Below are 24254 nucleotides of genomic sequence, written 5' to 3' on the forward strand. Positions count from 1 at the left end.
CGACCGAGGAGTCTCCCCGCGTGAGTGCAAACCAGCCCGCTGCCGTGATCGTGCTCGCCGCCGGGGGCGGCACGCGGATGAAGTCCAAGGCCCTGCCGAAGGTGCTGCACGAGATCTGCGGCCGCTCCCTGGTGGGCCACGCGGTGTCCGCCGCCCAGGAGTTGACGCCCGGTCAGCTGCTGGTGGTGATCGGCCACCTGCGCGAGCTGGTGCAGGCGCACCTGGCCGAGCAGTACCCGGCGGCCCGCCCCGTCGTGCAGACCGAGCAGCTCGGCACCGGCCACGCGGTGCGCACCGCGCTGCAGGCGCTGGCCGCCGACGGCGTGGAGCTGGACGGCACCGTGCTGGTCACCACCGGCGACGCCCCGCTGCTGACCGGCGGCACGCTGTCCGCGCTGGCCGCCGCGCACGCCGAGCAGGGCAACGGCGTCACCGTGCTGACCGCCCTCGTCCCCGACGCCACCGGCTACGGGCGGATCCTGCGCGAGAGCGACGGCGCGGTCGCGGCGATCGTCGAGCACAAGGACGCCAGCCCCGAACAGCTGGCGGTCAACGAGATCAACTCCGGGGTGTTCGCGTTCGACGCCAAGCTGCTGGCGCACGCGCTGTCGCTGGTCGGCACCGACAACTCGCAGGGCGAGGAGTACCTGACCGACACCCTGGAGATCCTGCGCCGCGAGGGCCACCGGGTGGGCGCGGTGGTGGCCGCGGACCACCGCGAGATCGTCGGCATCAACGACCGGGTGCAGCTGGCCGAGGCCCGCCGCCTGCTCAACGACCGGCTGCTGGAGCGCGCGATGCGGGCCGGCGTGACGGTGGTCGACCCGGCCACCACCTGGATGGACGTCCAGGTCGGCTACGAGCCGGACGCGCTGGTGCACCCCGGTACCCAGCTGCTCGGCGCGACCCACCTGGGCGAGGGCTGCGAGGTCGGCCCGAACACCACGCTGACCGACACCTCGGTCGGCGCGGGCGCCCGTGTGAGCAACACCACGGCGGAGCGCGCCGAGATCGGCCCGGAGGCCTCGGTCGGCCCGTACGCGTACCTGCGGCCGGGCACCGTGCTGGCCCGGAAGGCGAAGGCCGGCACCTACGTGGAGATCAAGAACTCCCAGCTGGCCGAGGGCGCGAAGGTGCCCCACCTGTCGTACATCGGGGACGCCTCGATCGGTGAGGGCACCAACGTGGGTGCGGCGTCGGTCACAGTGAACTACGACGGTGTGAACAAGCACCGCACGGTCATCGGAGCCCACTGCCGCACGGGTTCCGACAACATGTTCATCGCCCCGGTGACGATCGGTGACGGCTCCTACACCGCCGCCGGATCCGTGATCACCAACGATGTTCCGGCCGGTTCGCTGGCCGTCGCGCGGGCCCAGCAGCGCAACATCGCAGGCTGGGTTGAGCGGAAGCGGCCCGGTTCGGCGTCCGCCCGCGCCGCCGCCGAGGCGTCCTCGCCGGAGTAGCCGGACCGGACGGCCGGGGATCTTGAACGGAGGTCCCCGGCCGTCGGTCACGGTCCGGGGCGCGTAACCTGAAGTACATACGTGCGCCATCGGGCCTGCTGGGCCGTGCCTCGGCGTACTCACTCAGAGTGGCAAATACACGAGGAGACGGTGCAGTGAGCGGGATCACGACCTCCGGTGAGAAGAAGCTCAAACTCTTCTCCGGTCGAGCCCACCCGGAACTTGCCGAGGAGGTTGCCCGCTCGCTGGGCACCGAACTCGTCCCGACCAAGGCCCTGGACTTCGCCAACGGCGAGATCTACGTCCGCTTCCTGGACTCCGCGCGCGGCGCCGACTGCTTCGTGATCCAGAGCCACACGGCTCCGATCAACCAGTGGATCATGGAGCAGCTGATCATGATCGACGCGCTGAAGCGCGCGTCGGCCCGCAGCATCACCGCGATCCTCCCGTTCTACGGCTACGCCCGGCAGGACAAGAAGCACCTCGGCCGCGAGCCCATCTCGGCCCGCCTGGTGGCCGACCTGCTGCGCCAGGCCGGTGCCGACCGCCTGATGGCCGTGGACCTGCACACCGCGCAGATCCAGGGCTTCTTCGACGGCCCGGTCGACCACCTGTTCGCGCTGCCGATGCTCGCCGACTACGTCGGCGACCGGGTCGCCGACCGGTCCAAGCTGACCATCGTCTCGCCGGACGCCGGCCGGGTGAAGGTCGCCGACCAGTGGTGCGACCGCCTGGACGCCCCGCTGGCGATCATCCACAAGCGCCGCGACATGACGCAGGCCAACACCATCCTCTCCGCCGAGGTGGTCGGTGACGTCCGCGGCCGCACCTGCGTCCTGGTCGACGACATGATCGACACCGCCGGCACCATCTGCGCCGCCGCCGACGCGCTGTTCGACGCCGGCGCCGCCGACGTCATCGTGGCCGCCACCCACGGCGTGCTCTCCGGCCCCGCCGCGGACCGGCTGAAGAACTCCAGGGTCAGCGAGTTCGTGTTCACCAACACGCTGCCGACTCCGGCCGAGCTCCAGATGGACAAGATCACCACGCTGTCGATCGCCCCGTCGATCGCCGCCGCCGTGCGCGAGGTGTTCGAGGACGGCTCGGTCACCAGCCTGTTCGAGGGCGTGCACTGACCTCTCGCGGGCGCTGACCCCTTGTCAGCCCCTTGATCGGCCCCCGGTTCCGCCTGGAACCGGGGGCCGATTTCACGTCCGCGCCACCGCCCGGTTAGTCTGGGGAGACTGCTCGGCGAGGGATGCCCGTTTTCGGTGCTCCGTGATCGACGCGCGAGAACGATGCGCTTTGATCGAACCGCCGAGTGTCCCCCCAAACGTTATTGAGGGTGTGGCCCGGCGGTTCTGTCGTTCCTGCACCCCTGCGCATTTCCGAGGAGTGCAGTCGTGTCCGAGATCCGCATCGCCGCTGAGTCCCGCACCGAGTTCGGCAAGGGTGCCGCCCGTCGCGCCCGTCGCGCCGGCTTCGTCCCCGGTGTCGTCTACGGCCACGGCCACGCCCCGGTTCACCTGAACCTGCCCGGCCACGACCTGATGATGGCCCTGAAGACCCCGAACGCCCTGCTGGTCCTGCCGATCGACGGCAAGGACGAGTACGTGCTGCCGAAGGCCGTCCAGCGCGAGGCCATCAAGCGCTCCATCGAGCACGTCGACCTGCTGCTGGTCAAGCGTGGCGAGAAGGTCACCGTCGAGATCCCGGTCCACACCGAGGGCGAGCTGGCCCCCGGCGGCAACCTGGTCGAGCACGTGCTGAACGCGCTCCCGATCGAGGCCGAGGCCACCCACCTGCCCGAGTCGGTCACCGTCTCGATCGAGGGCCTGGAGGCCGGCGCCTCCATCACCGCCGGTGACATCGCCCTGCCGGCCGGCGTCGCGCTGGCCGTCGAGGCCGACGCCGTCGTGCTGCAGGTCATCGGCGCCCAGGCCCCCGAGGCCACCGAGGAAGAGGCCGAGACCGAGGCCGTCGAGGGCGAAGAGGCCGCTGTCGAGGCCTGATCCTCGCGATCTCTCCGTCGCTGCCCCGGCCGCCTTCCGCTTCGTGCGGGCGGCCGGGGCAGCGGCATGTCCGGGATGATGGACGACGCAACGACACCCGCGTGAGGAGCGGCATGAGCGAGTACGACGGCCCCTGGCTGGTGGTGGGCCTCGGCAACCCCGGCGAGGGCTACGCCCGCAACCGGCACAACATCGGCTTCATGGTGGCCGACCTGCTGGCCCAGCGGATGGGCGCCAGGTTCAAGGCCCACAAGAGCCGCGCCCAGGTCGCCGAAGGGCGCCTCTCGGGCAAGCGGGCGATCCTCGCCAAGCCGATGACCTTCATGAACCTCTCGGGCGGTCCGGTCACCGCACTGCGCGACTTCTACAAGGTGCCCGCCTCGGCGATCATCGCCGTCCACGACGAACTCGACCTCGACTACGCGGCGTTGCGGATCAAGCTCGGCGGCGGCGACAACGGCCACAACGGACTGAAGTCGATCACCAAGTCGCTCGGCCCCGACTACCACCGGGTGCGCTGCGGCATCGGCCGCCCGCCCGGCCGGATGGAGGTCGCGGACTTCGTGCTCAAGGACTTCTCGTCCACCGAGCGCAAGGACCTCGACTGGTTCGTCGACCGCTCCGCGGACGCCGTCGAGGCACTGCTCGCCGACGGCCTGGAGCGCGCACAGCAGAACTACAACTCCTGACCTGCTTCGACCACCCTCCGTACACAACATTCATGCAACGCTTGCCTCGTGGAAGCTGACTGGTGGTCAGAACACGCCAGGAATCGGATACCGTCGGACCCGGTGCAAGGATTGAAGTGCCGTCACTGGGGGTATGGAGCGTGATCCGCTCGAAGCGTGTGGGCAAGGTCGTCGGTGGCACCGTGCTGTGCCTGGCCGCCGGAGGATGGGCCGCTGCGCCGGCGCTGGCCGCCGAGCCTGTCGTCGCGGTCACCCCCGAGCCGGCCGCGGCCAAGCTCGCCCCGCCCACCGGCTCCGTCGGCTCGGCCGGCGTGTACGCCGTCGGCGGCGGTCTGGTGGTGGTGGCCGGCGGTGCGGCGACCTGGCTGCGCAAGCGCAAGAAGGCCTAGCGGGAGTCCACAAACGGACGAGGTCCGCTCCGCCGGGGAGTTCCCCCGCGGAGCGGACCTCGCTGTTTCGGTGCGTCAGCCGGTGTTGCGCAGGCCGGCCGCGATGCCGTTGACGGTCAGCAGCAGCGCGCGGGCCCGCAGCGGGTCCTCGGGGCGGCCGTGGGCGACCTCCTCGCGCTGGCGGCGCAGCAGCGCCACCTGCAGGTAGGAGATCGGGTCGAGGTAGGCGTCGCGGACGGTGAAGGTCTGCTTCAGGACCTCGTTGTGCTCCAGCAGCTCGGACTCGCCGGTCAGCCGCAGCACCTCCCGCAGCGTCAGTTCGTGCTCGGCGACGATCTGGTCGAAGACGTGCCGCAACTCGCCCGGCACCAGCTGCTCGACGTAGTGGCGGGCGATCCGCAGGTCGGTCTTGGCCAGCGTCATGGCGACGTTGGACAGGAAGTTGCGGAAGAAGTGCCACTTCCCGTACATCTCGTCGAGCACGTCCGCCAGGCCCGCCGCGCGGGCCGCCGCCAGGCCGGAGCCGACGCCGTACCAGCCGGGGACGATCTGCCGGGACTGCGTCCAGCCGAACACCCACGGGATGGCCCGCAGGCCGTCCAGGCCCGCGCCGCTGTCCGGGCGGCGGGACGGGCGGGAGCCCAGGTGCAGCGAGGCCAGCTGGTCGACCGGGGTGGACGCGAAGAAGTACTTCGGCAGGTCCTCCTGCTCCACCAGCCCCCGGTAGGCGGTGTGCGCGGCCTCCGAGACCCGGTCCATCGCGGCGTCCCAGCGGGCCAGCTCCTCCGGGGCCTGGCGCGGGGCGGTGTGCAGCGCGGACGCGGCCAGCGTGGCGGAGAGGGTCAGCTCCAGGTTCTCCCGGGCCAGCGACGGCAGCAGGTACTTGTCGGAGATCACCTCGCCCTGCTCGGTGACCTTGATCTCGCCCTCCAGGGTGCCCCACGGCTGGGCGAGGATCGCCTCGTGCGAGGGGCCGCCGCCGCGGCCCACGGTGCCGCCGCGGCCGTGGAACAGCCGCAGCCGGATCCCGTACCGGTGCGCGACGTCGCGCAGCCGGCGCTGGGCGCGGTGGATCTCCCACTGCGAGGTGGTGATGCCGCCGAACTTCGAGGAGTCCGAGTAGCCGAGCATGACCTCCTGGATGTCGCCGCGCAGCGACACCAGCAGCCGGTACGACGGGTCGGAGAGCATCTCCTCCAGGATCCGGTCGGCCTGCTGGAGTTCGTCGGTGGTCTCCAGCAGCGGCACGATGCCGATCTTGGCGATGCCCGCGTGCAGGTCGATCAGCCCCGCCTCGCGGGCCAGCACCACGGCCGCGAACACGTCGTCCGCGCCCTGGCACATCGAGATGATGTACGACTCGACGATCTCGTCGCCGAACCGCTCGAAGCCCTGCCGGATGGTGCTGAACACGCCGAGCGTCTTCGCGCCCGCCGCGTCCAGCGGGGCCGGGGTCGGGGCCAGCGGGCGGCGCGAGCGCATTTCCTTCGACAGCAGGCGCTGGCGGTACTCGCGCGGCATGTCGGTGTAGCGCCACGCCTCCTCGCCCAGCCGGTCGAACAGCTGGCCCAGCGCGTGGTGGTGCGCCTCGGCGTGCTCGCGGACGTCCATGGTGGCCAGCTGGAGGCCGAACGCCTCGATGGTGCGGATCGCCCGGGCGAGCCGGCCGTCGGCGATCAGGCCGCCGCGGTGGGCGCGCAGCGAGTCCTGGATCAGCTTCAGGTCGGCGATCAGGTCCCGGGTGCCGACGTAGTCCCGGCCGGGGACGTGCGGGGTGCCGGCGGCCAGCCGCTCGCGGGTGTTCTCCAGCTTGATCCGGATGCAGGTGGCCTTCAGCCGGTACGGCTCCTCGGCGTTCATCCGCTTGTAGCGCGGGCTCAGCTCCGGAAGGTGCGTCAGGTCGGCGTCCAGCGAGGCCAGCAGCTCCTCGGAGGCGCCCGCCAGGCGCACCGAGGTGGACAGCGAGGCGCGCAGGTCGTCGATCGCCGCCAGCGCGTCCTTGATGCCGTACTCGTGCTGCAGGTTGAGCACGTCCCAGGTGACCTGCGGGGTGACGTTCGGGTTGCCGTCGCGGTCGCCGCCGATCCAGGTGCCGAAGGTCAGCGGGCGCACGCCCTCCGGCAGGGCCAGGCCGACCCGGGCGAGCTCCTCGTGCAGCTCCTCCAGCACCGCCGGCACCGCCTCGCGGTACAGCTCGTCCAGGTAGTAGACGGCGTTGCGGGCCTCGTCGGTCGGCTCCGGGCGGGCGATCCGCAGCTCGTCGGTCTGCCACAGCAGGTCGATCACCTCGGCCAGGCGGCGGTCCGCCTGCCGGCGCGCGGAGGTCTGCCGGGCCGAGTCGACCTGGCCGGTCGCCGCCTGCTCGCGGTGGATCCGCTCCAGCAGCTCGCCGACCCGGCGCAGCTTGTTCAGCACGCTGCGGCGGGCCGCCTCGGTCGGGTGCGCGGTGAAGACCGGACGCACCGCGAGGTTGGCCAGCGTGTCGGCCAGGTGCTTCGGGTCCGCCTCCTTCAGCTGGTCGGCGGTCTGCGACAGCACCGAGCCCTCACGGGCCCGGCGGGACGCGAACTCCCGTCCGCGGTGCACCTGTTCGGTGACGTTCGCGAGATGGAAATAGGTCGAGAACGCGCGCACCAGCTTCGCGGCGGTGTCCAGATCGATCGACGCCAGCAGCTGGGCCGTCGCCTCGCCGTCGGTACGGCTCAGCAGGCGCACCTGTTCGACCAGGCCCAGCAGTTCCGGGCCCTCCTGACGCACGAGGGTCTCTCCGAGCAGGTCGCCGAGGCGGCGGATGTCCGCACGCAGCGCGGCATTGTCTGCCTGGTCGGCGGTCGGGGATGGGTTGTCCGCCGAAGTGGGGACCGGAGCGGTCACGGCTGGCTCCCTGTGGTGGTGGGGTGTTCGGCAACGGCTCTGCCATCACCGCGATGCGGGTGACGGGTGCGGACCGCGCTGTCCGACGGGCAACAGCATAGGTGGCACCCGGTGCCAGAACGGAGAGGTGGCCGGATGGCGGACAGGGGGGCGCGAGCGCAGGCGGGCGAACAATCAGGGGCTCGGGGAACGGCCCCGCCGTTCCCCGGGCCCCTGCTTTCGCACCGGCCTGCGTAAGGTGTCCGTTATGAGTAATCAGCCGGCGGGGGACGGCGTGTGGTGGTGGGCGCGGAGACGCAGCGCGGCGCTGGACGTGGGATTGGCGTTGGTGGCCGCGTCGGAGTGTGCGGCCGGGGCGTACGGGCTGGTGAGGATCCGGCTGGAGCTGGGCCTGGGGCCGGCCGTGGTCGGGATCGTGCTCGGGGCGCTGGCCGGGCTCTCGCTGGTGGTGCGGCGCAAGTGGCCGGTGCTGCCGGTGGTGGTGGCGCTGGTGTTCGTGCCGGGCTTCTTCGGCGTGATCCTGCTGGTGGTGTCGTTGTACACGCTGGCGGCGACCTGGGAGTGGCCGGTCAGGCGGGCCCGGGTGATCGTGCTGTCGGCGGTGGCCGCGGTGGAGACCTTCGGCATGGTGGTGCTGGCGATGTTCGCGCCGAACCCGTCGCCGCCGCAGGAGCCGTTGCCGCCGGCGTGGGTATTGGTGATCGCCTCGGCGTTCGTCGCGGTCGGCATGGCGGTGGCCCCGGTGGTGACCGGCCTGTACATCGGGGCGCGGCGCCGCCTGGTGGAGTCGCTGAAGGACCGCGCGGAGGGCCTGGAGACCGAGCTGACGCTGCTCGCCGAGCAGGCCCGGGAGCGGGCCTGGCGGGCCAGGGTCGAGGAACGCACCCTGATCGCCCGGGAGATGCACGACGTGGTCGCGCACCGGGTCAGCCTGATCGTGGTGCACGCGGCGGCGGTGGAGCGGATCATCCCCAAGGACCCGGCGAAGGCGCAGCAGTCGGCGAACCTGATCGGCGAGGTCGGCCGGCAGGCGCTGGACGAGCTGCGGGAGATCCTCGGCGTGCTGCGGATGACCGAGGCGCAGGACCAGGTGGAGGCGCCGGTCGGCGGTCTCAGGGAGCTGCCGGAGCTGGTGGACCAGTCCCGGGCGGCCGGCATGGCCGTCTCGCTGACCGTCAGCGGCGAGCACCTGGTGTACGTCGCGGAGGCCGAGCAGACCGCGTACCGGGTGGTGCAGGAGGGCCTGACGAACGCCCACAAGTACGCCGGCGGGGCGCGGGTGGCGGTGCTGCTGGCGTACGTGCCGAACGGTGTGCGGGTGTCGGTGGTCAACGACTGCCCGGGCGGCGCGGCCGTGCCGGTGGCGCTGCCCAGCGGCGGCAACGGGCTGGTGGGGATGCGCGAGCGGGTGCTGGCGCTGGGCGGGATGTTCCACGCCGGGCCGGAGAGCGACGGCGGCTTCCGGGTCGAGGCGGTGCTGCCGTCCAGGCTGCGGCTGGCCGTCGCACCGCTGGACTGACCTCCGCCTATGCCCCGGCGGTGCGCAGCCGGTGCGGGGCCAGGCCGAGCACCAGGGTGGCCAGCGCCTGGTCGACGCTGTGGCCGAGGAACCATTCGCCGGTGTGGTCGAGGCTGTAGACCCGGCCCTGCTCGTCGATGGCCAGCAGCGCCTGCCCGTGCAGCTCCTCGCCGAGCGGGGCGAGCCGCGTACCCAGGGCGCGCCCCAGGTCGGTGAGGGTACGCGGGGCGTGCAGGCCGCAGCGCGGGTCGAGCAGGAACGGCGTACGGGCCATCGTCCGCCCGGGGCCCGGGACGTCGAAGGCCAGGCCGCCGAACTCGGCCCAGGCCTCGACCGCGGCGGGGAACACCGTGTGCTGCGGGTCCGTCGGACCGCCGTGCGCGACCATCGCATCGGCCCACTGCTCGGCCTGGCGGATCTCCCACCGGCCCGGGTGCCAGCCGGCCTGCTTGAGGGCGGCGGCCACGTCGGCCGGGAAGCGGGGTTGGGTACGGACGGTGCTGGCGTTCAGGACGTGCTCCGGTGGTTCGGGGACGGGGAACAAGAGGGTCAGCGGCGGCCGGGCGGCCCGACCGCGACGCTGGCCACGCTCAGATGATCCAGCAGCGGAGCGCAGGAGCGGCACGGCGGTGCGTGCGTGCCGTGCGCCGGGTCGCCCTCCTCGCGGATCCGCACCGTGGTCATCCGGGCGCCCTTCAGCGCCTTCCGGGCCTCCTGCACCGTCATCGGCTTGCGCGAGGCGCGCTTCGAGCGGGACGCGTCGACCTGCCCCAGGTACTGCGACAGCAGTGCCGGCTCCGGGCAGCGGCCGAGGAAACGCTCCCGCTTGTCGACCGGCAGCGCCGCCAGGAACTCGCCGACCAGCGGGTGCAGCATCGGCGAGAGGTCGGACTTCTCCCCGGCCAGTGTGTGCACCTCGCCGCCGCGCAGCATCAGCGCCGCGGCCACCGCGGGCAGCAGGCTGTCGCGCTGGTGCCGCAACACGGGCGGCGGGCCCGACTGGTCCATGACTGCTCCTCGGCGTTGTACGGCGCACCGGCAGTTTTCCGCTGCCGGGGGTCTGCTGACGGACGGTGAATCCTCACCCCGAAGCATCCAGCCTGCCAAACGGATCCGACTTCTGCCGAGCCGGGGTGCGACACGGGGGCGCGCGGAGGTGTACGGAGGGCTCAACTCCCGTACCGCACGCTCCTGGTGGCGTTCACCGGGTTTTCCGATTGTGCCTCGACCGGCCCGGCCGGGCCGGTACCGTTCGAGCGACGCGGCGGCAAGGGGGGTCTTGCGATGGGGTCGAACGTCGTGGCGCACGAGGCGCCTGGGGAACACGTGCCCACACCGGGCAGTACCGACCGGGAATCCGACCGGCGGATCGGACTCGCCGTCGTCGGAGCCGGCTACTGGGGACCGAACCTGGTCCGCAACGCCCAACAGACCGCCGCACTGCACCTGCACTGGCTGTGCGACCTGGACGAACAGCGCTCCCGCAAGGTCCTCGGCGAGTACTCCACCGTCACCGCCACCACCTCCTACGAACAGGTGCTCGCCGACGAACGGGTGCAGGCCGTCGCCATCGCCACCCCCGCCGCCGCCCACCACCGCCTGGCCCGGGCCGCCCTGGAGGCCGGCAAGCACGTCCTGGTCGAGAAGCCGATCACCACCACCGTCGAGGAAGCCGCCGACCTGGTCGCCCTCGCCGAGGAACGCGGCCTGGTCCTGATGTGCGACCACACCTTCTGCTACACCCCCGTGGTGCGCCGGATCCGCGAGTTGGTGCACAGCGGCGACATCGGCGACATCCAGTTCTTCGACTCGGTCCGGATCAACCTCGGACTCGTCCAGCCCGACGTGGACGTGCTGTGGGACCTCGCCCCGCACGACCTGTCCATCCTCGACTTCGTGCTGCCGCCCGGCGTCGAACCCGTCGGCGTCAGCGCCCAGGCCGCCGACCCGATCGGCGCCGGCCGCGCCTGCGTCGCCTACCTGACGGTGCGCCTGTCCAACGGCGCACTCGCCCACTGTCACGTCAACTGGCTCTCCCCGACCAAGGTCCGCACCACCCTGATCGGCGGCTCCCGCCGCACCCTGGTCTGGGACGACCTCAACCCGCAGGCCCGCCTCGCGATCCACGACCGGGGCGTCGACCTCACCCCGCCCGAAGAACTCACCGACGCCATCCGGCACCGCGCCCTGATCTCCTACCGGGTCGGCGACATGGTCGCCCCCGCCCTGGTCGAACAGGAAGCCCTGCGCAACGTGATGGCCGAATTCGCCGCCGCGATCGACGAGGGCCGCACCCCGCTCACCGACGGCCGGGCCGGCCTGCGCGTGCTGCGACTGCTGCACGCCGCGTCCCTCAGCCTCGAACTCGGCGGTTCGACCGTCCCCGTGGAGACCACCCGTCAGACTGCCGTGTTGGAGAGGGCCACCGTCCGATGAACGCCGCCGCCCAGCTGGAAGGCTCGCGCTGTGTGGTCACCGGCGGCGCCGGAACCATCGGCTCCACCGTCGTCGACCAACTGATCGAGGCCGGCGCCCGCGAGGTCGTCGTACTCGACAACTTCGTCCGCGGTCGCACCGAGAACCTGGCCCGCGCCCGCGAGATCGCCGCCCCCGGCCAACTGACCGTGGTGGACGGCGACATCCGCGACCGCGCGCTGCTGCGCGAACTCCTCGCCCCCCGCACCGACGTGCTGTTCCATCTCGCCGCGATCCGGATCACCCAGTGCGCCGCCGAACCCCGGCTCGCCCTGGAAGTCATGGTCGACGGCACCTTCGACGTGGTGGAGGCCGCCGCGGAGACGGGGGTGGGAAAGGTGATCGCCTCCTCCACCGCGTCCGTGTACGGGCTGGCCGACACCTTCCCGACGCCGGAGAACCAGCACCCCTACAACAACGACACCCTGTACGGGGCCGCCAAGGTCTTCAACGAGGGCCTGCTGCGCAGCTTCCACAGCATGTACGGCCTCGACTACGTCGCCCTGCGGTACTTCAACGTGTACGGCCCCCGGATGGACGTCCACGGCCGCTACACCGAGGTCTTCATCCGCTGGATGGAACGCATCGCCGCCGGACAACCACCACTGATCTTCGGCGACGGCGCCCAGACCATGGACTTCGTCTACACCGAGGACATCGCCCGGGCCAACCTGCTCGCCGCCACCACACCCGCCACCGACCGGGTCTACAACATCGCCTCCGGCACCGAAGTGTCGCTGCGCGGCCTCGCCGACGCGCTGCTGGAGGCCATGGAATCGGACCTCGACGTCGAACACGGGCCCGCGCGGGACACCGCCGGGGGCGTGGTCCGGCGGCTCGCGGACATCTCGGCGGCCGAGCACGACCTGGGCTGGAAGCCGGAGTTGGGGCTGGCGGACGGGCTGCGGAAGCTCGTCGCCTGGTGGCGCGAACAGGTCTGACAGGGCGGACTCGAACGTCGGAAAGATCGCGGCAGGACGAGTGACTTGCACGTGGGCGCGACCCAGCGAAGGAGCAACCCGATGTCCACCATTCCCGTGATGATCCCGTGGCTCGGCGAGGAAGAGGCCCGGGCCGCGGCGGATGCCGTCCGTTCCGGGTGGGTCGCGCAGGGCCCGCGCGTCGCCGAGTTCGAGCGGGCGTTCGCCGAGGCGGTGGGCGTGCCGCACGCCGTCGCGGTCTCGTCCTGCACCACCGCGTTGCACCTGGCGCTGATCGGCGCGGGCGTCGGGCCCGGTGACGAGGTCGTCGTCCCGTCGTTCTCGTTCATCGCCACCGCCAACGCCGTCACCTACGTCGGCGCGACACCCGTCTTCGCGGACGTCGACCCGGCCGGCGGCAACCTCACCCCCGAGACCGTCGCCCCCCTGCTCACCGGCCGGACCCGGGCGGTGATCGCCGTCGACCAGGGCGGTGTCCCCGTCGACCTGGACGCCATCGAGGAGTTGGTCCGGCCGCGCGGCATCGCCGTCGTCGAGGACGCCGCGTGCGCCGCCGGCTCCGTCTACCGGGGCCGCCCGGCCGGCGCGGGCGCGGACATCGCCGCGTTCTCGTTCCACCCGCGCAAGCTGCTCACCACCGGGGAGGGCGGCATGGTCACCTGCCGGGACGGCGAACTCGCCGCCCGGCTGCGGCGGTTGCGGGAGCACGGCATGAGCGTCTCCGCCGCCGAGAGGCATTCCGGGGCGGGCGGGGCGGCCGTGCTGGAGACGTACGACGAGATCGGCTTCAACCACCGGATGACGGACGTCCAGGCGGCGATCGGGCTGGTGCAGCTCGGGAAGCTTCCGGCGATGGTGGCTCGGCGGCGCGAACTCGCTTCTGCGTACCGGGAGTTGCTCGGGCCGGAGCTCGGGGGGCGGCTGGTGGGTGATCCGGCGCACGGGACGTCGAACTTCCAGTCGCTGTGGCTGCTGCTGCCGGAGGGTGCGCCGGAGCGGGGCGAGGTGCTCAGGCGGCTGGCGGCGGAGGGGGTTTCGGCGCGGCGGGGGATCATGGCTGCGCATCTGGAGGCGCCGTACAAGGGGTCTTCCCGAGTGGGGTTGCCTGTCACGGAGTTGCTGACTTCGCGGACGTTGATTCTGCCGCTGTACCACTCGTTGACGGGGGAGCAGCAGGAGCGGGTGGTTGAGGCATTGAAGGGAGCGCTCTGAGTGCTCGGGGCGCTCTCACGTGCAACTACCTGTCTCTGACGCGATCTTTCCGACGTTCACCTTCCGCTTCGCGCAGTTCCTCGCGCCCCTGGGCGCGAGCTTGGTTGAGAGGCTGAATCTCAGTGACGGACATTCCCCTGGTTGATCTGCACGCCGCGCACGCCGAGATCGCCGATGAGGTCCGGGAGGGCTTCGAGGCGGTGCTGGCGAGCGGGGCGTACATCAAGGGCCCCGACGTTGCCGCGTTCGAGCGGGAGTTCGCGGCGTTCTGTGGGGTGGGGCACGCGGTCGGGACGGCGAACGGGACCGACGCTCTCGAACTGGCGTTGCGGGCACTCGACTTGGCGCCGGGGGGTGGGGTGGTGCTGCCGGCGAACACGTTTGTGGCCACGGCGGAGGCTGTGGTGCGGGCGGGGCTCAGGCCGGTGTTGGTGGATGTGGACGAGGAGTGCTTGCTGATCGATGTGGAGCAGGTGGCCGAGCGGGTGGCGGGGGCCGTCGCGGTGGTGCCGGTGCATCTGAATGGGCAACTCGCGCCGATGGAGGCGGTGTTGGAGGTTGCCGGCGGCTTGCCGGTGGTGGAGGACGGGGCGCAGTCGCAGGGGGCGGCGCGGCACGGGCGGGTGTCGGGGAGTTGGGGGCGGATCTCGGCGACCAGTTTCTATCCGGGGAAGAACCTGGGGGCGTACGGGGACGCGGGTGCGGTGGTGACGGACGACGCGGAACTCGCCGGGGCAGTGCGGCTGATCGGGGACCACGGGTCGGCGCGGAAGTACGTGCATGAGCGGTTCGGGTTCAACTCGCGGATGGACACCTTGCAGGCGGTGGTGCTGCGCAGCAAGTTGCGGCGGCTTCCGGCGTGGAACGAGGCCCGGCGGGCGGCGGCCGAGCGGTACGACAAGCTGTTGGGCGGGTTGGAGGGGGTGACGTTGCCGCGCACGCTGCCCGGCAACGAGCACGTCTGGCACCTGTACGCGGTACGGGTGGAACGGGACCGGGAACGGGTGCTCGCGGAGTTGCAGCAGGCCGGGATCGGGGTGGGCGTGCACTATCCGGTGCCGGTGCACCTCCAGCCGGCGTTCCGTGAACTGGGATACCCGGAGGGCGCTTTCCCGGTCACCGAGCGGGCCGCCGGGCAGTTGCTGACGCTGCCGATGTTCCCGCAGCTCACCGAGGGGCAGCAGGTGCGGGTGGCGGAGACGCTGGTGCGGGCGGTGCGCCGGAGCTGACATGGTGTCGGTCCCGTCCGGGCGGTACCCCGGCCGGGTACCCCCGTGACCCTTAACGTGGTCGGTCGTTGCCCTACGCTGGTCCCCGAGGATTTCGGCTTCTGCTGTGGGGGACCCCAGATGACGACAGGTCGGCCCGGCACCGCTGCCGTGCCCAACGCGGCGTACGCGGGCCAGGTGGTGCAGTTCCCGGACCCGGTCCGGGCCGAGCGGCACCCCCAGGGCGTCCGCATCGACGAGCACGGGTTCCCGGACTTCTCGCCGTACGCGGTCGCCGCCGCCGAGGTCGCCGACCCGCCGGAGGGCTTCGGCGTGGACGAACTGCGGCTCACCGACTACGTGTCGGCGAACGCCGCGCTCTACACCCAGGGCCACGAACTGTGGGCCGACCTGGACACCGCCGTCGCCACCCCGCAGGGCTGGACCTGGCACCACGTGGCCGGCCGCGCCCCGGCGGGCTGGCGGCGGATGGAGCTGATCCCGGTCGAGGTGAAGGCCCTGCTGCGGCACCACGGCGGTCTGGCGGTCTCCACCGCCGACCATGCCCGGCGCGGCACCCGCCCGCTCCAGGAGCGCCGCCCCGTGCACCTCCCGCTGGCGAAGGACGGCGGCGACCCGCTGGCCGTCACCGAGGACCTGGTGCAGCGCGCCGAACAGCGCCTGGGCCACCCGCTGCCGCCCGTCTACCGCGACTTCCTGAAACTGGCCGGCGGCCGCGCCCCGGCCGGTGCCGCGCTGGACGTCGACCTCGGCCTGCTGGTCGACCAGCCGTTCCTCACCCTCAGCGAGGAGTACGGCACCCAGGACCTGGTGTACGCCAACAAGTGCCTGCGCGACCACCTGACCAAGGACTACCTGGCCATCGCCTACCAGCAGGGCGGCCTGCTCACGCTCAAGGTCCGCGGCGAGCAGACCGGTTCGGTCTGGTTCCTGCCCTACGACGACGCCCGCGACCAGGGCGCGGACGAGCCGCCGGAGCAGCGGGTGGCCCGGCTGCTGCTGCCCTGCGGCGACAGCTTCGACGCCTTCCTGCTGCGGCTCGCGGGCAGCCCCCCGGAGCTGGAGACCGTCGCCGAACTCATGGTGGACGGTGGCTTCGCGCGCGCCGTCCCGGTGAACTGACCGAACGACAGGGGTGGGACGAGACGTGGTGACCACGTACGCGCAGGCGCAGGAGACCGCCGAGGACTGGATCAACGCCGGCGTGCCGCGCTCGCTCCAACGCGAGGTGCGGGTCCGGGAGTTCGACCTCGGCTACGTCTGCTGGGCGGTGGACGGCAGCGAGCACGGCGGCGGGCCCGGCACCTCGCCGCGGCTGGTGATCGCCCGCGACAGCGGAGCCAGCATGCTCTGGCCGCCGCTGCCGATCAACGAGGTGGTCCAGCAGTTCGAGGAGCTGTACGGGAGCCCCGTCGAACCCAACCCGGCCGGCGCCGCCAAGCCGGTGCGCGGGGCGGTCGAGGCCACCTCCTTCCTGCTCAGCCCCCCGCAGTGGCTGCAGGACGCCGGTGCCGCGGCGGTGGCCGCCGAGGCCGCGCAGCTGTCCGGGTCCGCGACGCCGCCGCCCGCCGCGGTGCCGGCTGCGCCGACTGCGCCGGTGCCGACGCCGCACGTGCCGGTGCCGCCCGCGCCGGTGGCTGCTGCTGCGCCGCCGGTGCCGCCGATGCCGTCCGTGCCGGGTGAGGAGGGCCCCAACTACTTCGACGCGTCCGGGATGCCCGTCCCCGGCGCGCCCGTTCCGCCCCCGCCGGGCGCGGAGGCTGCGACCGTGCTGGCGCCGGCCCAGCCGTTCCCGGTCGGTGGGACGCCCGTTCCCGGGACGCCGGTGCCGGTCGGGGCGACGCCGCCGTTCCCGCTCGGCGGGCCGGCAACTCCCGCGCCCGTCGGGGCGACCCCGCCGTTCCCGCTCGGGGGGCCGGCAACTCCCGTGCCCGGTACGCCCGTTCCGCCGGACGGGCCCGCGCCGTCGATCGACTACGCGCCGACCATGCTGGCCACCGACGGCCCGCCCGGGCTGATGGGGCTGCCCGGTGCGCCTGGTACGCCCGGCACGCCCGCGCATGGAGTACAGCTCGGCCGGTCCGGTCCGACCGCTCCGCCGCCGCCCCCGCCGAACGACCTGTTGCCGCCGACCGGCGGCCCCGCGCACGTCGGCCTCGGCCGGTCCGGTCCGACCGCTCCGCCGCCGCCCCCGCCGAACGACCTGCTGCCGCCCACCGGCGGCCCCGCGCAGGGCCCCGGCGGCCGCACCGGCCCCGGTGCCCCGCCGCCGCCCGCGCCCGCCGAGCTGAGCGGCGCCGCCGGTGCGCCCGCCGCGCCGCCGGCCGCTCCGGCGCCCGAGGCCGCCGCCGTCGCGTACCAGGCGACCCAGCTGGCCCCGGCGATCGAGATGCCGCCGACGGGTGGCCCGGCGACGCCGCCGTTCCCCGTGCCCGGGCCGCAGCAGGGTGCCCCGTTCCAGGCCCCGCCGCCGTTCCCCGGTCCGCCGCAGGGCATGCCGCCGCAGCCGTTCCCGGGCGCCCCCGTGCCGCCGCCGGGCCCCGGCCCCGCGCCGGTCGCGCCGGTGCCGCCGTCCGGTGTGCCGACCACCGGTCCCGGCACCACCGCGGTGGTCAACTACCGGGCGCCGGACGGCTCCGAGCGGAGCCTGGTGATGATGTCCGAGCTCGGCACCCCGCACCCGGAGTGGAAGGCGCTGCAGGAGCTGCGCCGGATCGGCGTGCCCGCCGACCAGGTGCTGGAGGTGCACACCGACCTGGAGCTGTGCGACCTGCCCGGCGGCTACTGCGCCCGGATGGTGAAGGCGTCCTGGCCGAACGCGCGGATCAGCCACACCGCCCCGTACGGCCGGGACACCGCCGCCCGGCAGGCCGGCATGGCGGTGCTGAGCGAGCACGTCGAGCAGCTGCACCAGCTGGTGTCCGCGCCGCCGCGCCCCCGTACCCAGCGGGTGCCGCTGCCGCCGCCCGGCTCGGTGCCGCCGATGCCGCCGATGGTTCCGCAGCAGCTGGCCGCCGAGCTGGGGCAGCTGTTCGGCCCGGGCGTGTTCCGGTTCGAGCAGCGCGCGGTGGCCCGGCAGGGCGTGCCGGACGCGGTGGCCCAGACCCTGATGTGGGTCGGTCTGCCGCGCGAGTTCCCGCCGTTCTTCTGGGCGCAGGCCCAGGAGGGCCGGCCGATCCCGACGCTGGCCGAGCTGGCCGCCGAGCGCGGCCTGCCGCCCGGCCCGGACTTCGGCGGCTACCTGGTGCTCGGCAACGACTACGGCCGTCAGCTGTGCGTCCAGTACGGCACGGCCGCGGTGGTCGCCGTGGACATCGAGAACCCGGCCGAGCCGCCGCGGTTCGTCAACAGTGGTGTCCCGGAGTTCGTCCGCTGCCTGACCGTGCTGGCCCGGATGTGGCACCTGCGACACGGCCTCACGCCCGAGCAGGCCGGCCGCTGGACCACCGACTTCCAGGCCCAGCTGCTGGCGGTCGATCCGGCCGCCGTGCACACGCCCGAAAGCTGGTGGGCCGTGCTGGTCGAACAGCTCTGGGACGGACTGTTGTAGCCCCTCCCGCGCGGCCGGTTCCCCCGGCCGCGCGGCAGCGGCCTGTTTGGTTTGCGTTCGTATCTGCGCAAAATAGGTCAATGGGACGGACGATTCCGCCCACCGAACCACGCACCCGGCGGGGCTGCGCAGCCCGCGAGCACGAGGAGAACAGCCGAATGAGCGACGCCGTGTCCCAGTACGGCTTCACCGTCTCCCGGCGCGGTTACGCGCCCGAACAGGTCGACGCGGCCGTGTCCGCGCTCAGCCGCGAACGGGACGAGGCCTGGGAGCGCCTCAGCGTGCTCGGCTCCGGGCTGCGCGAGATGGAGAAGCGCCTCACCGACATCCAGCAGGCCGCCGAGGACGCCCCCGACCCCGACTTCGGCGAGCTCAGCGAGCAGGCCGCCGCCCTGCTGAAGATCGCCCAGAACGAGGCCGAGGCGATCCACAACAAGGCCAAGCGCTCCGGCGAGGACGCCCGGGACGCCGCCCACGAGGCCGGCGAGGCCGCCGCCCGGGACGCGAAGCAGTACGCCGCCAAGCAGCGCGAGGACACCGACCGGTTCGCCCGCAGCACCGACGAGCGCAGCCGCGCCGAGGCCGAGCGGATCCGCGCCCAGGCCGACGCCGAGGCCCGCGCCGTCGTGCACGCCGCGACCGGCCACGCCGCCCGGATCCGGGTCTCCGCCGCCGACGCCTCCGAGCAGTCCGAGGTCACCCTCGCCGAGCGCCGCCGCAAGGCCGACGAGGAGTTCGCCACCGCCGAGGCCGATGCGGACGCCGCCGTCGCCAAGATCACCCTCGCCGCCGAGACCCGGGTCAAGGAGGCCGAGCAGCACCGCGAGGCGATGCTCGCCGAGGCTCGCCGCCTCGACACCCAGGCCCAGGTCAAGGCCGACGCGGAGATCGCCGCCGCCAAGGAGAAGGCCGCCCGGATCAAGCTCGCCAGCGAGCGCGAGCAGGCCGACTTCACCAAGCGCCTCGACAAGGTGCAGACCCACCTCGACCACATCAAGGGCACCCTGGCCTCGCTCACCGGCGCCGCCGTCGGCGCGATCGAGGACCCGGAGGACGGGACGCCGGCCGCCGCCGCGAAGAAGGCCGACCTCACCAAGGGCCCCGTCGGTACTGCCACGGCCACCGCCACCAAGCCGGCCGTCGAGAAGCTCGTCGAGAAGCCCTCCGAGAAGCCCGTCGCCGAGAAGGCCAAGCCGGTCGACCAGCCGACCGCGGTGCTGCTGGGCCCCGTCAAGGGCGAGTCGGCCGCCAGGCCCGCGGCCGCCGACCCCCGCAAGCCGTACACCCCGACCCTGGCCGAGCCCCCGGCGCCGCCCACCAAGCCCGCCAGCTTCGCCAAGGACCCGCTGCCGCCCAAGCCCGCGACCCCGCCCGCCGCGTCGTCCGAGCCGGCTGCGCCTGTTGCGTCGGCCGCGCCCGCGGCGCCCGTGACCGCTCCGGAGGCGGAGACCAAGATCGTGCCCAAGATCGTCATCGTCGACGACCTCGGCCTGAACCACGACACCCGCCCCAACCGCGACCGCATCCAGCGCCGGGGCTGAGCGCCCGGGAACACCTCCGCCCCGTCCGACAGCTGCAGGCTGCCGAACGGGGCGGAGGTGTTTCGTCCGGCGGTCAGCCCAGGAGGGTCTCGCCGATCCAGCCGCCGGGTGCGCAGCCGGGCGGGATGGCGAAGACGGCGGAGCCGATCGGGGTGGTCCACTGGTTGAGCAGGTCGGACGCGGCGAGGGCGCGCTGGATGGGCAGGAACTGGGTGGCGATGTCCCGCTGGAACGAGGCGAAGAGCAGGCCGGTGTCGGGGGTGCCGTCGGCGGCCGGGGCGTCGTCGTAGTTGAACGGGCGGCGGAAGATGCGCTGCCGGGGGTCGCTCACGTGGGCGCGCCGGACGTGGGCGAAGTCGGAGATGACCGGGAAGCCGAGCCGGTCCTTGGCGTCGAAGTCGGGCGGGTCCGTCTCGGCGGTGCCGGTGAGCGGGGCGCCGGTGTCGAGGGTCCGGCCGATCGAGAACTCCTTGGCCTTGGAGTCGGCGGCGTCCCAGGTCTCCAGCTCCATCCGGATCCGCCGCAGCACCATGGTCGTGCCGCCGCGCAGCCAGTCCGGGCCGTCGCCGGCCCACACCGCCTGGGCGAAGATGTCGCTGCCGAGCTCCGGGTTGACGGTGCCGTCGATCTGGCCCATCAGGTTGCGCTGGGTGACGCCGTCGGCCTGGACGCCGCGGCCCCGGCGGAAGCCGCGCTGCGCCCAGCGAAGCCGGGCGAAGGTGCGGGCGTCCTTGATCAGCATCCGCTGGGCGTGGGCCACGGTGAGCGGGTCGTCGGCGCAGATCTGGATCAGCAGGTCGCCGCCGCACCAGTGGTCCTGGAGCCGGTCGATGGAGAACACCGGCAGCTGTTCGACCGAGGCGGGCCGCCGGTCGTCCAGCCCGGCGGCCTTGAAGAAGCCCGGGCCGAACCCGAAGGTGACGGTCAACCTGGCGGGCAGTTCGGCGAGTTGGGCCTCGGTGTCGGCGAGCGCCGGCTCGCCCTGGGTGAGCCGCACGGCGTCGTCGGTGAGCAGCCGCATCATGCGGCCCAGCGCGGCGCGGTCCGTTCCGGCGTCCAGGTCGAAGCCGAGGAACACGCCGTGGGCCTGGGCGGGGGTGTCGATCCCCGCCTGGTGCGGCCCGTGGAAGGGGACCTTCTGGGCGCCGTACGCGGGCGCTGCCGACCGCTCCTCGCCGGGGCGGCGGGGGCTGTCGGCCACGGCGGCGCCGATACCGCCGCCGGCCAGCGCCCCGCCGAGGGCGAGCGCGCCGCCGGTCAGCAGCCGGCGGCGGCCGACCGCAGCGGTGGCGGGTGCAGCGGCTTCGGTGGGGCTGGTGTCCATCGGGAGCTCAGCCCTTCGTCATGCCGGAGTTGTAGTCCTCCTTGCCGCCCGCGAACGCCTTGGCGACAGCGGTGAACTTCAGCGTCTTGCCGTCGTCGAGGGTCAGCGTGACGGTGACCTCGTCGCCCGGCTTCACGGGCTTGGACAGGCCCATCAGCATCACGTGGTCGGCGCCCGGCTTGAGTTCGTGGCTGCCGTTCGCCTCGATGACGAAGCCGCCTGCCTTCGGGCGCATGGTGGGCTTGCCGTCCACGTCCGCGACCTCGTGCAGTTCGGTCTTCGCCGAGACGGTCGAGGTGCCGGACACGACGGTGACCTTGGCGCCGGTGTTGTTGACCAGGGTGGCGAACACGCCGGTCATCTCGGTGTCGGACGCCTTCACCCACGGGTCCTTGACGGTGACCGGTGCCGAATCGGCCTTCGCGGTGGCGCTGGGCGAGGTGCTGGCCGCCGGGCTCTTGGCCGAGGAGGACGAGTCGCTGCTGCCACAGGCGACGAGGGCGGTGAGGGATATCGCCCCGACCGCCGTGGCGGCGACGAGGCGGCGCAGGCGGGGGGAACGGGCCGGGGCGGTGGTGATCGGCATGGGGGTGCATCGGCTTTCGACTCGGGTGCGGGCGTGGTTGTGTGCCGCAGTTACCGCAGTGGTCGGACCGGGTGGGCGGGAAGTTCCCGCGATCTGCCGGGAACTTCCGGGAGGCCGGCGACGACCACTGACACGTGAAGCCCCGAGTTCCCTCCCGCCCGGCGGTGGTGCCGTTCCTCACCGCACTGCTGCTGGCCACGCTGTCCGTCCTGGTGTCCGCGCCGCGGGCGGCGGCGCACGCGCAGCTGCTCGAATCCAGCCCGGCTGCGGACTCCGTGGTCGCCGAGTCGCCGACCTCGATCACGCTGACCTTCGACAGCGCGGTGCAGGCCGGCTACACCACGATCGTGGTCGCCGGCACCGACGGGACGTCCTACAGCGACGGCGCGCCGACCGCGACCGACCGCGAGGTGCGGCAGAAGGTCACCCGCCTGCCGAAGGGCCTCGTCCAGGTGACCTGGCGGGCGGTCGCGGCCGACGGGGCGCCGCTCCAGGGGCGCTTCAGCTTCACCAACGACGACCAGACCGCCCCGACCCAGCCGCCGCCACGGCCGTCGGCGTCCGCCTCTGCTTCTGCCTCGGCGGCGGGGTCCGCCACCGCCGGCGACAGTGGGGACTGGGTGTGGTGGGCGGCGGCCGGCGGTCTGTCGGTCGTCGCGGCGGCGGCCGTGACCGTCCTCGTGCGCCGGTCCGACACCCGCTCGCGAGGCTGACTCACAGCACCTCGACCGAGGCTCCCGTCAGGCGGTGGCGGCAGTCCAGGACGTACTGGGCGTGGGTGGTGACGGCGGTGTAGTCGAACTCGTCGTGGTCGGCGAGCAGGATGACCGCGTCGGCGGCGGCGAGTTCGGCGGGGGTGGCCTCGACGCGGTGGACGGTGGCGAGCGGGCCCGCGTCGTGGGGTTCGGCGACGTGGACGCCGGCGACCACGTGCGGGTCGGCGGCGCGGACTTCGGCGCCCTGGCGGGTGAGGAGTTCGACGATCCGGGCCGCCGGGGTCTCGCGGGCGTCGCCGGTGTTCTTCTTGTAGGCCAGGCCGAGCAGCAGCACCCGGGAGCCGTTGACGCTGCGGCGGCGCCGGTTGAGCGCGTCGGTGAGGCGGCGGACCACGTAGTCCGGCATGTGGCTGTTGACGTCGTTGGCGAGCTCGACGAAGCGGAAGGACTGGCCGAGCGCGCGCTCCACCCGCCAGGACAGGTACGAGGGGTCGATCGGCAGGCAGTGGCCGCCGACGCCCGGGCCGGGCGTGAAGCGCAGGAAGCCGAACGGCTTGGTGGAGGCCGCGTCGATGGCCTCCCAGACGTCGATGCCGAGGTCGTGCGCGAACATCGCCAGCTCGTTGACCAGCGCGATGTTGACGTGCCGGAAGGTGTTCTCCAGCAGCTTGGTCAGCTCGGCCTCCTTGCAGGAGGAGACCGGCACCGTCCGTTCCACCAGCTGTCCGTAGAAGTCCGAGACGGCCGCGAGCCCGTCCGGCGTGGTGCCGGAGACCACCTTCGGGGTGTTCTCCAGCTTCCACACCGGGTTGCCCGGGTCGATCCGCTCGGGGCTGTAGCCGAGGTGGAAGTCGTCCCCCGCCCGCAGTCCGGAGCCGGCCTCCAGCAGCGGCGCGAGCAGCTCCTCGGTGGTGCCCGGGTACGTGGTGGACTCCAGGACGACCGTCGCACCGCGCTTCAGGTGCCGGCCCAGCAGCTTCGCGGACGCCTCGATGTAGGAGAGGTCGGGCGCGCCGTCCCGCAGCGGGGTCGGGACGGTGATCACCGCGATGTCGAACCCCGCCACGTCGGCCGGGTCGGCGGACGGCAGGTACCGGCCGCCGTCCAGCAGCGGGCGCAGCCGGTCGCCCGGGATGTCCTCGACGTACGACTCGCCGACCGCGAGCCGCTTGATCCGGCGGTCGTCCACGTCGTACCCGACCACCTGATGGCCCACCTCGGCGGCGCGGACCGCGAGCGGGAGACCGACATAGCCCTGACCTGCGATGACAACGCGCATGACGAACCCAACCCCCTGGAAATCCCCCGGTGTCCCCACACCTTCTTCACAAGAGAGTACGGAGGCGCGACCGCCGCGCGGGCGGCTTCGCGGGAAGTGGCCGGAGACGGGCGGGTGACTGAACTCGGCCACCCCGCAAGGCCGGTGGATATCGGCGGACAGCGCGCCGACGCCGAGATCTCGCGGCGCAAGCCCCAGGCAAGCGCCGCGAGTCCCGGCGTGAGTGGCGCGGGCGCCCCCACCCAGGGTCGCCCGGCCTTCGCACTCCCGACCCCCATCGAGGTGCGATCGCGCTTCCGCAGCCATCCCCCACGGTTGGATGCGGCCTGCGCTGTGCTCCATCCTGCGCCGCCACCATGGACAGACAGTGACAGGAGTGTGTCGGCTGCATGATCTCTGGACGAGCCTGTACGAATACCGGTAAGTCGCCCCGGCGCCGCCGGTCCAGGACG

Annotated in this window: 20 protein-coding genes; 14 read left to right on the forward strand and 6 right to left on the reverse strand. The window is 72.9% G+C overall.

What is annotated here, in order from left to right:
* Nucleotides 1-20: 20 nt before the first annotated feature.
* From glmU to ACIHEI_RS01590, 5 genes are all read left to right on the forward strand, one after another.
* Nucleotides 21-1466: a bifunctional UDP-N-acetylglucosamine diphosphorylase/glucosamine-1-phosphate N-acetyltransferase GlmU gene (gene glmU, locus ACIHEI_RS01570; RefSeq protein WP_387638096.1), complete on the forward strand. Its 1446-nt coding sequence runs from the start codon at nucleotides 21-23 to the stop codon at nucleotides 1464-1466.
* Nucleotides 1467-1621: 155 nt separating this feature from the next.
* A complete protein-coding gene (locus ACIHEI_RS01575) occupies nucleotides 1622-2602 on the forward strand; it encodes a ribose-phosphate diphosphokinase (protein WP_387638093.1) in 981 nt (326 codons plus the stop codon).
* A gap of 267 nt (nucleotides 2603-2869) precedes the next feature.
* On the forward strand, nucleotides 2870-3478 hold the full coding sequence (locus tag ACIHEI_RS01580; RefSeq protein ID WP_387638090.1) for a 50S ribosomal protein L25/general stress protein Ctc: 609 nt from the start codon (nucleotides 2870-2872) through the stop codon (nucleotides 3476-3478).
* Between the two features lie 113 nt (nucleotides 3479-3591).
* Nucleotides 3592-4167 carry an aminoacyl-tRNA hydrolase gene (pth, locus tag ACIHEI_RS01585; protein ID WP_392952197.1) on the forward strand — a complete coding sequence of 192 codons (576 nt, stop codon included), beginning with the start codon at nucleotides 3592-3594 and terminating at the stop codon, nucleotides 4165-4167.
* Nucleotides 4168-4307: 140 nt separating this feature from the next.
* The gene (locus ACIHEI_RS01590) at nucleotides 4308-4556 is read left to right on the forward strand and encodes a hypothetical protein (RefSeq protein WP_387638085.1); all 249 of its coding nucleotides are present in this window, start codon (nucleotides 4308-4310) and stop codon (nucleotides 4554-4556) included.
* Nucleotides 4557-4631: 75 nt separating this feature from the next.
* On the opposite strand, the gene ppc is transcribed toward ACIHEI_RS01590, so the two are convergent.
* Nucleotides 4632-7430: a phosphoenolpyruvate carboxylase gene (gene ppc / locus ACIHEI_RS01595; protein ID WP_392952195.1), complete on the reverse strand. Its 2799-nt coding sequence runs from the start codon at nucleotides 7428-7430 to the stop codon at nucleotides 4632-4634.
* Between the two features lie 247 nt (nucleotides 7431-7677).
* Between ppc and ACIHEI_RS01600 the strand changes: the two genes are divergently transcribed.
* On the forward strand, nucleotides 7678-8949 hold the full coding sequence (locus ACIHEI_RS01600; protein WP_396605242.1) for a sensor histidine kinase: 1272 nt from the start codon (nucleotides 7678-7680) through the stop codon (nucleotides 8947-8949).
* A 7-nt stretch (nucleotides 8950-8956) separates the two neighbouring features.
* Here the strand turns inward: ACIHEI_RS01600 and ACIHEI_RS01605 are convergent, their stop codons facing one another.
* Together ACIHEI_RS01605 and ACIHEI_RS01610 are read right to left on the reverse strand one after the other, a co-directional pair.
* Nucleotides 8957-9460: an SUKH-3 domain-containing protein gene (locus tag ACIHEI_RS01605; protein ID WP_392952440.1), complete on the reverse strand. Its 504-nt coding sequence runs from the start codon at nucleotides 9458-9460 to the stop codon at nucleotides 8957-8959.
* A gap of 38 nt (nucleotides 9461-9498) precedes the next feature.
* Nucleotides 9499-9957 carry a YwqJ-related putative deaminase gene (locus ACIHEI_RS01610; protein WP_387638074.1) on the reverse strand — a complete coding sequence of 153 codons (459 nt, stop codon included), beginning with the start codon at nucleotides 9955-9957 and terminating at the stop codon, nucleotides 9499-9501.
* A gap of 276 nt (nucleotides 9958-10233) precedes the next feature.
* Here ACIHEI_RS01610 and ACIHEI_RS01615 point away from each other — a divergent pair, with 276 nt between their 5' ends.
* From ACIHEI_RS01615 to ACIHEI_RS01645, 7 genes are all read left to right on the forward strand, one after another.
* Nucleotides 10234-11385: a Gfo/Idh/MocA family protein gene (locus tag ACIHEI_RS01615; protein WP_392952192.1), complete on the forward strand. Its 1152-nt coding sequence runs from the start codon at nucleotides 10234-10236 to the stop codon at nucleotides 11383-11385.
* Nucleotides 11382-12365 carry an NAD-dependent epimerase/dehydratase family protein gene (locus tag ACIHEI_RS01620; RefSeq protein WP_396605243.1) on the forward strand — a complete coding sequence of 328 codons (984 nt, stop codon included), beginning with the start codon at nucleotides 11382-11384 and terminating at the stop codon, nucleotides 12363-12365. Before ACIHEI_RS01615 ends, ACIHEI_RS01620 begins: the two co-directional genes overlap by 4 nt.
* 81 nt (nucleotides 12366-12446) lie before the next feature.
* Complete coding sequence (locus tag ACIHEI_RS01625) at nucleotides 12447-13577, forward strand: DegT/DnrJ/EryC1/StrS family aminotransferase (protein ID WP_396605244.1); 1131 nt, start codon at nucleotides 12447-12449, stop codon at nucleotides 13575-13577.
* A 122-nt stretch (nucleotides 13578-13699) separates the two neighbouring features.
* Entirely contained in the window at nucleotides 13700-14806 is a 1107-nt protein-coding gene (locus ACIHEI_RS01630; RefSeq protein ID WP_396605245.1) for a DegT/DnrJ/EryC1/StrS family aminotransferase, read from the forward strand.
* 120 nt (nucleotides 14807-14926) lie between these two features.
* On the forward strand, nucleotides 14927-15928 hold the full coding sequence (locus tag ACIHEI_RS01635; RefSeq protein WP_392952182.1) for an SMI1/KNR4 family protein: 1002 nt from the start codon (nucleotides 14927-14929) through the stop codon (nucleotides 15926-15928).
* Between the two features lie 25 nt (nucleotides 15929-15953).
* On the forward strand, nucleotides 15954-18356 hold the full coding sequence (locus ACIHEI_RS01640) for an SUKH-4 family immunity protein (RefSeq protein ID WP_396605246.1): 2403 nt from the start codon (nucleotides 15954-15956) through the stop codon (nucleotides 18354-18356).
* Nucleotides 18357-18514: 158 nt separating this feature from the next.
* Nucleotides 18515-19897, forward strand: coding sequence for a hypothetical protein (locus ACIHEI_RS01645; protein ID WP_396605247.1), 1383 nt, complete (start codon nucleotides 18515-18517; stop codon nucleotides 19895-19897).
* A 73-nt stretch (nucleotides 19898-19970) separates the two neighbouring features.
* Here the strand turns inward: ACIHEI_RS01645 and ACIHEI_RS01650 are convergent, their stop codons facing one another.
* Both ACIHEI_RS01650 and ACIHEI_RS01655 read right to left on the reverse strand, forming a co-directional pair.
* The gene (locus ACIHEI_RS01650) at nucleotides 19971-21221 is read right to left on the reverse strand and encodes a Dyp-type peroxidase (RefSeq protein ID WP_396605248.1); all 1251 of its coding nucleotides are present in this window, start codon (nucleotides 21219-21221) and stop codon (nucleotides 19971-19973) included.
* 7 nt (nucleotides 21222-21228) lie between these two features.
* Nucleotides 21229-21807 (reverse strand): copper chaperone PCu(A)C, encoded by a 579-nt coding sequence (locus ACIHEI_RS01655; RefSeq protein ID WP_396605249.1) that lies wholly within the window; start codon nucleotides 21805-21807, stop codon nucleotides 21229-21231.
* 134 nt (nucleotides 21808-21941) lie between these two features.
* On the opposite strand from ACIHEI_RS01655, the gene ACIHEI_RS01660 reads away from it, so the two are divergent.
* Nucleotides 21942-22520 carry a copper resistance protein CopC gene (locus ACIHEI_RS01660; protein ID WP_396605250.1) on the forward strand — a complete coding sequence of 193 codons (579 nt, stop codon included), beginning with the start codon at nucleotides 21942-21944 and terminating at the stop codon, nucleotides 22518-22520.
* 1 nt (nucleotide 22521) lies between these two features.
* On the opposite strand, the gene ACIHEI_RS01665 is transcribed toward ACIHEI_RS01660, so the two are convergent.
* Nucleotides 22522-23802, reverse strand: coding sequence for a nucleotide sugar dehydrogenase (locus ACIHEI_RS01665; protein ID WP_396605251.1), 1281 nt, complete (start codon nucleotides 23800-23802; stop codon nucleotides 22522-22524).
* Nucleotides 23803-24254 lie beyond the last annotated feature (452 nt).

The organism is Kitasatospora sp. NPDC051984 (assembly GCF_044593455.1).
Lineage (GTDB): Bacteria > Actinomycetota > Actinomycetes > Streptomycetales > Streptomycetaceae > Kitasatospora.

Bases quoted from the DNA above. Each gene is read 5' to 3' on its own strand.
- pth (WP_392952197.1), top strand. From the start codon at position 3,592: ATGAGCGAGTACGACGGCCCCTGGCTGGTGGTGGGCCTCGGCAACCCC.
- ACIHEI_RS01600 (WP_396605242.1), top strand. From the start codon at position 7,678: ATGAGTAATCAGCCGGCGGGGGACGGCGTGTGGTGGTGGGCGCGGAGA.
- ACIHEI_RS01610 (WP_387638074.1), bottom strand. From the start codon at position 9,957: ATGGACCAGTCGGGCCCGCCGCCCGTGTTGCGGCACCAGCGCGACAGC.
- ACIHEI_RS01615 (WP_392952192.1), top strand. From the start codon at position 10,234: ATGGGGTCGAACGTCGTGGCGCACGAGGCGCCTGGGGAACACGTGCCC.
- ACIHEI_RS01620 (WP_396605243.1), top strand. From the start codon at position 11,382: ATGAACGCCGCCGCCCAGCTGGAAGGCTCGCGCTGTGTGGTCACCGGC.
- ACIHEI_RS01625 (WP_396605244.1), top strand. From the start codon at position 12,447: ATGTCCACCATTCCCGTGATGATCCCGTGGCTCGGCGAGGAAGAGGCC.
- ACIHEI_RS01635 (WP_392952182.1), top strand. From the start codon at position 14,927: ATGACGACAGGTCGGCCCGGCACCGCTGCCGTGCCCAACGCGGCGTAC.
- ACIHEI_RS01645 (WP_396605247.1), top strand. From the start codon at position 18,515: ATGAGCGACGCCGTGTCCCAGTACGGCTTCACCGTCTCCCGGCGCGGT.
- ACIHEI_RS01650 (WP_396605248.1), bottom strand. From the start codon at position 21,221: ATGGACACCAGCCCCACCGAAGCCGCTGCACCCGCCACCGCTGCGGTC.
- ACIHEI_RS01655 (WP_396605249.1), bottom strand. From the start codon at position 21,807: ATGCCGATCACCACCGCCCCGGCCCGTTCCCCCCGCCTGCGCCGCCTC.
- ACIHEI_RS01665 (WP_396605251.1), bottom strand. From the start codon at position 23,802: ATGCGCGTTGTCATCGCAGGTCAGGGCTATGTCGGTCTCCCGCTCGCG.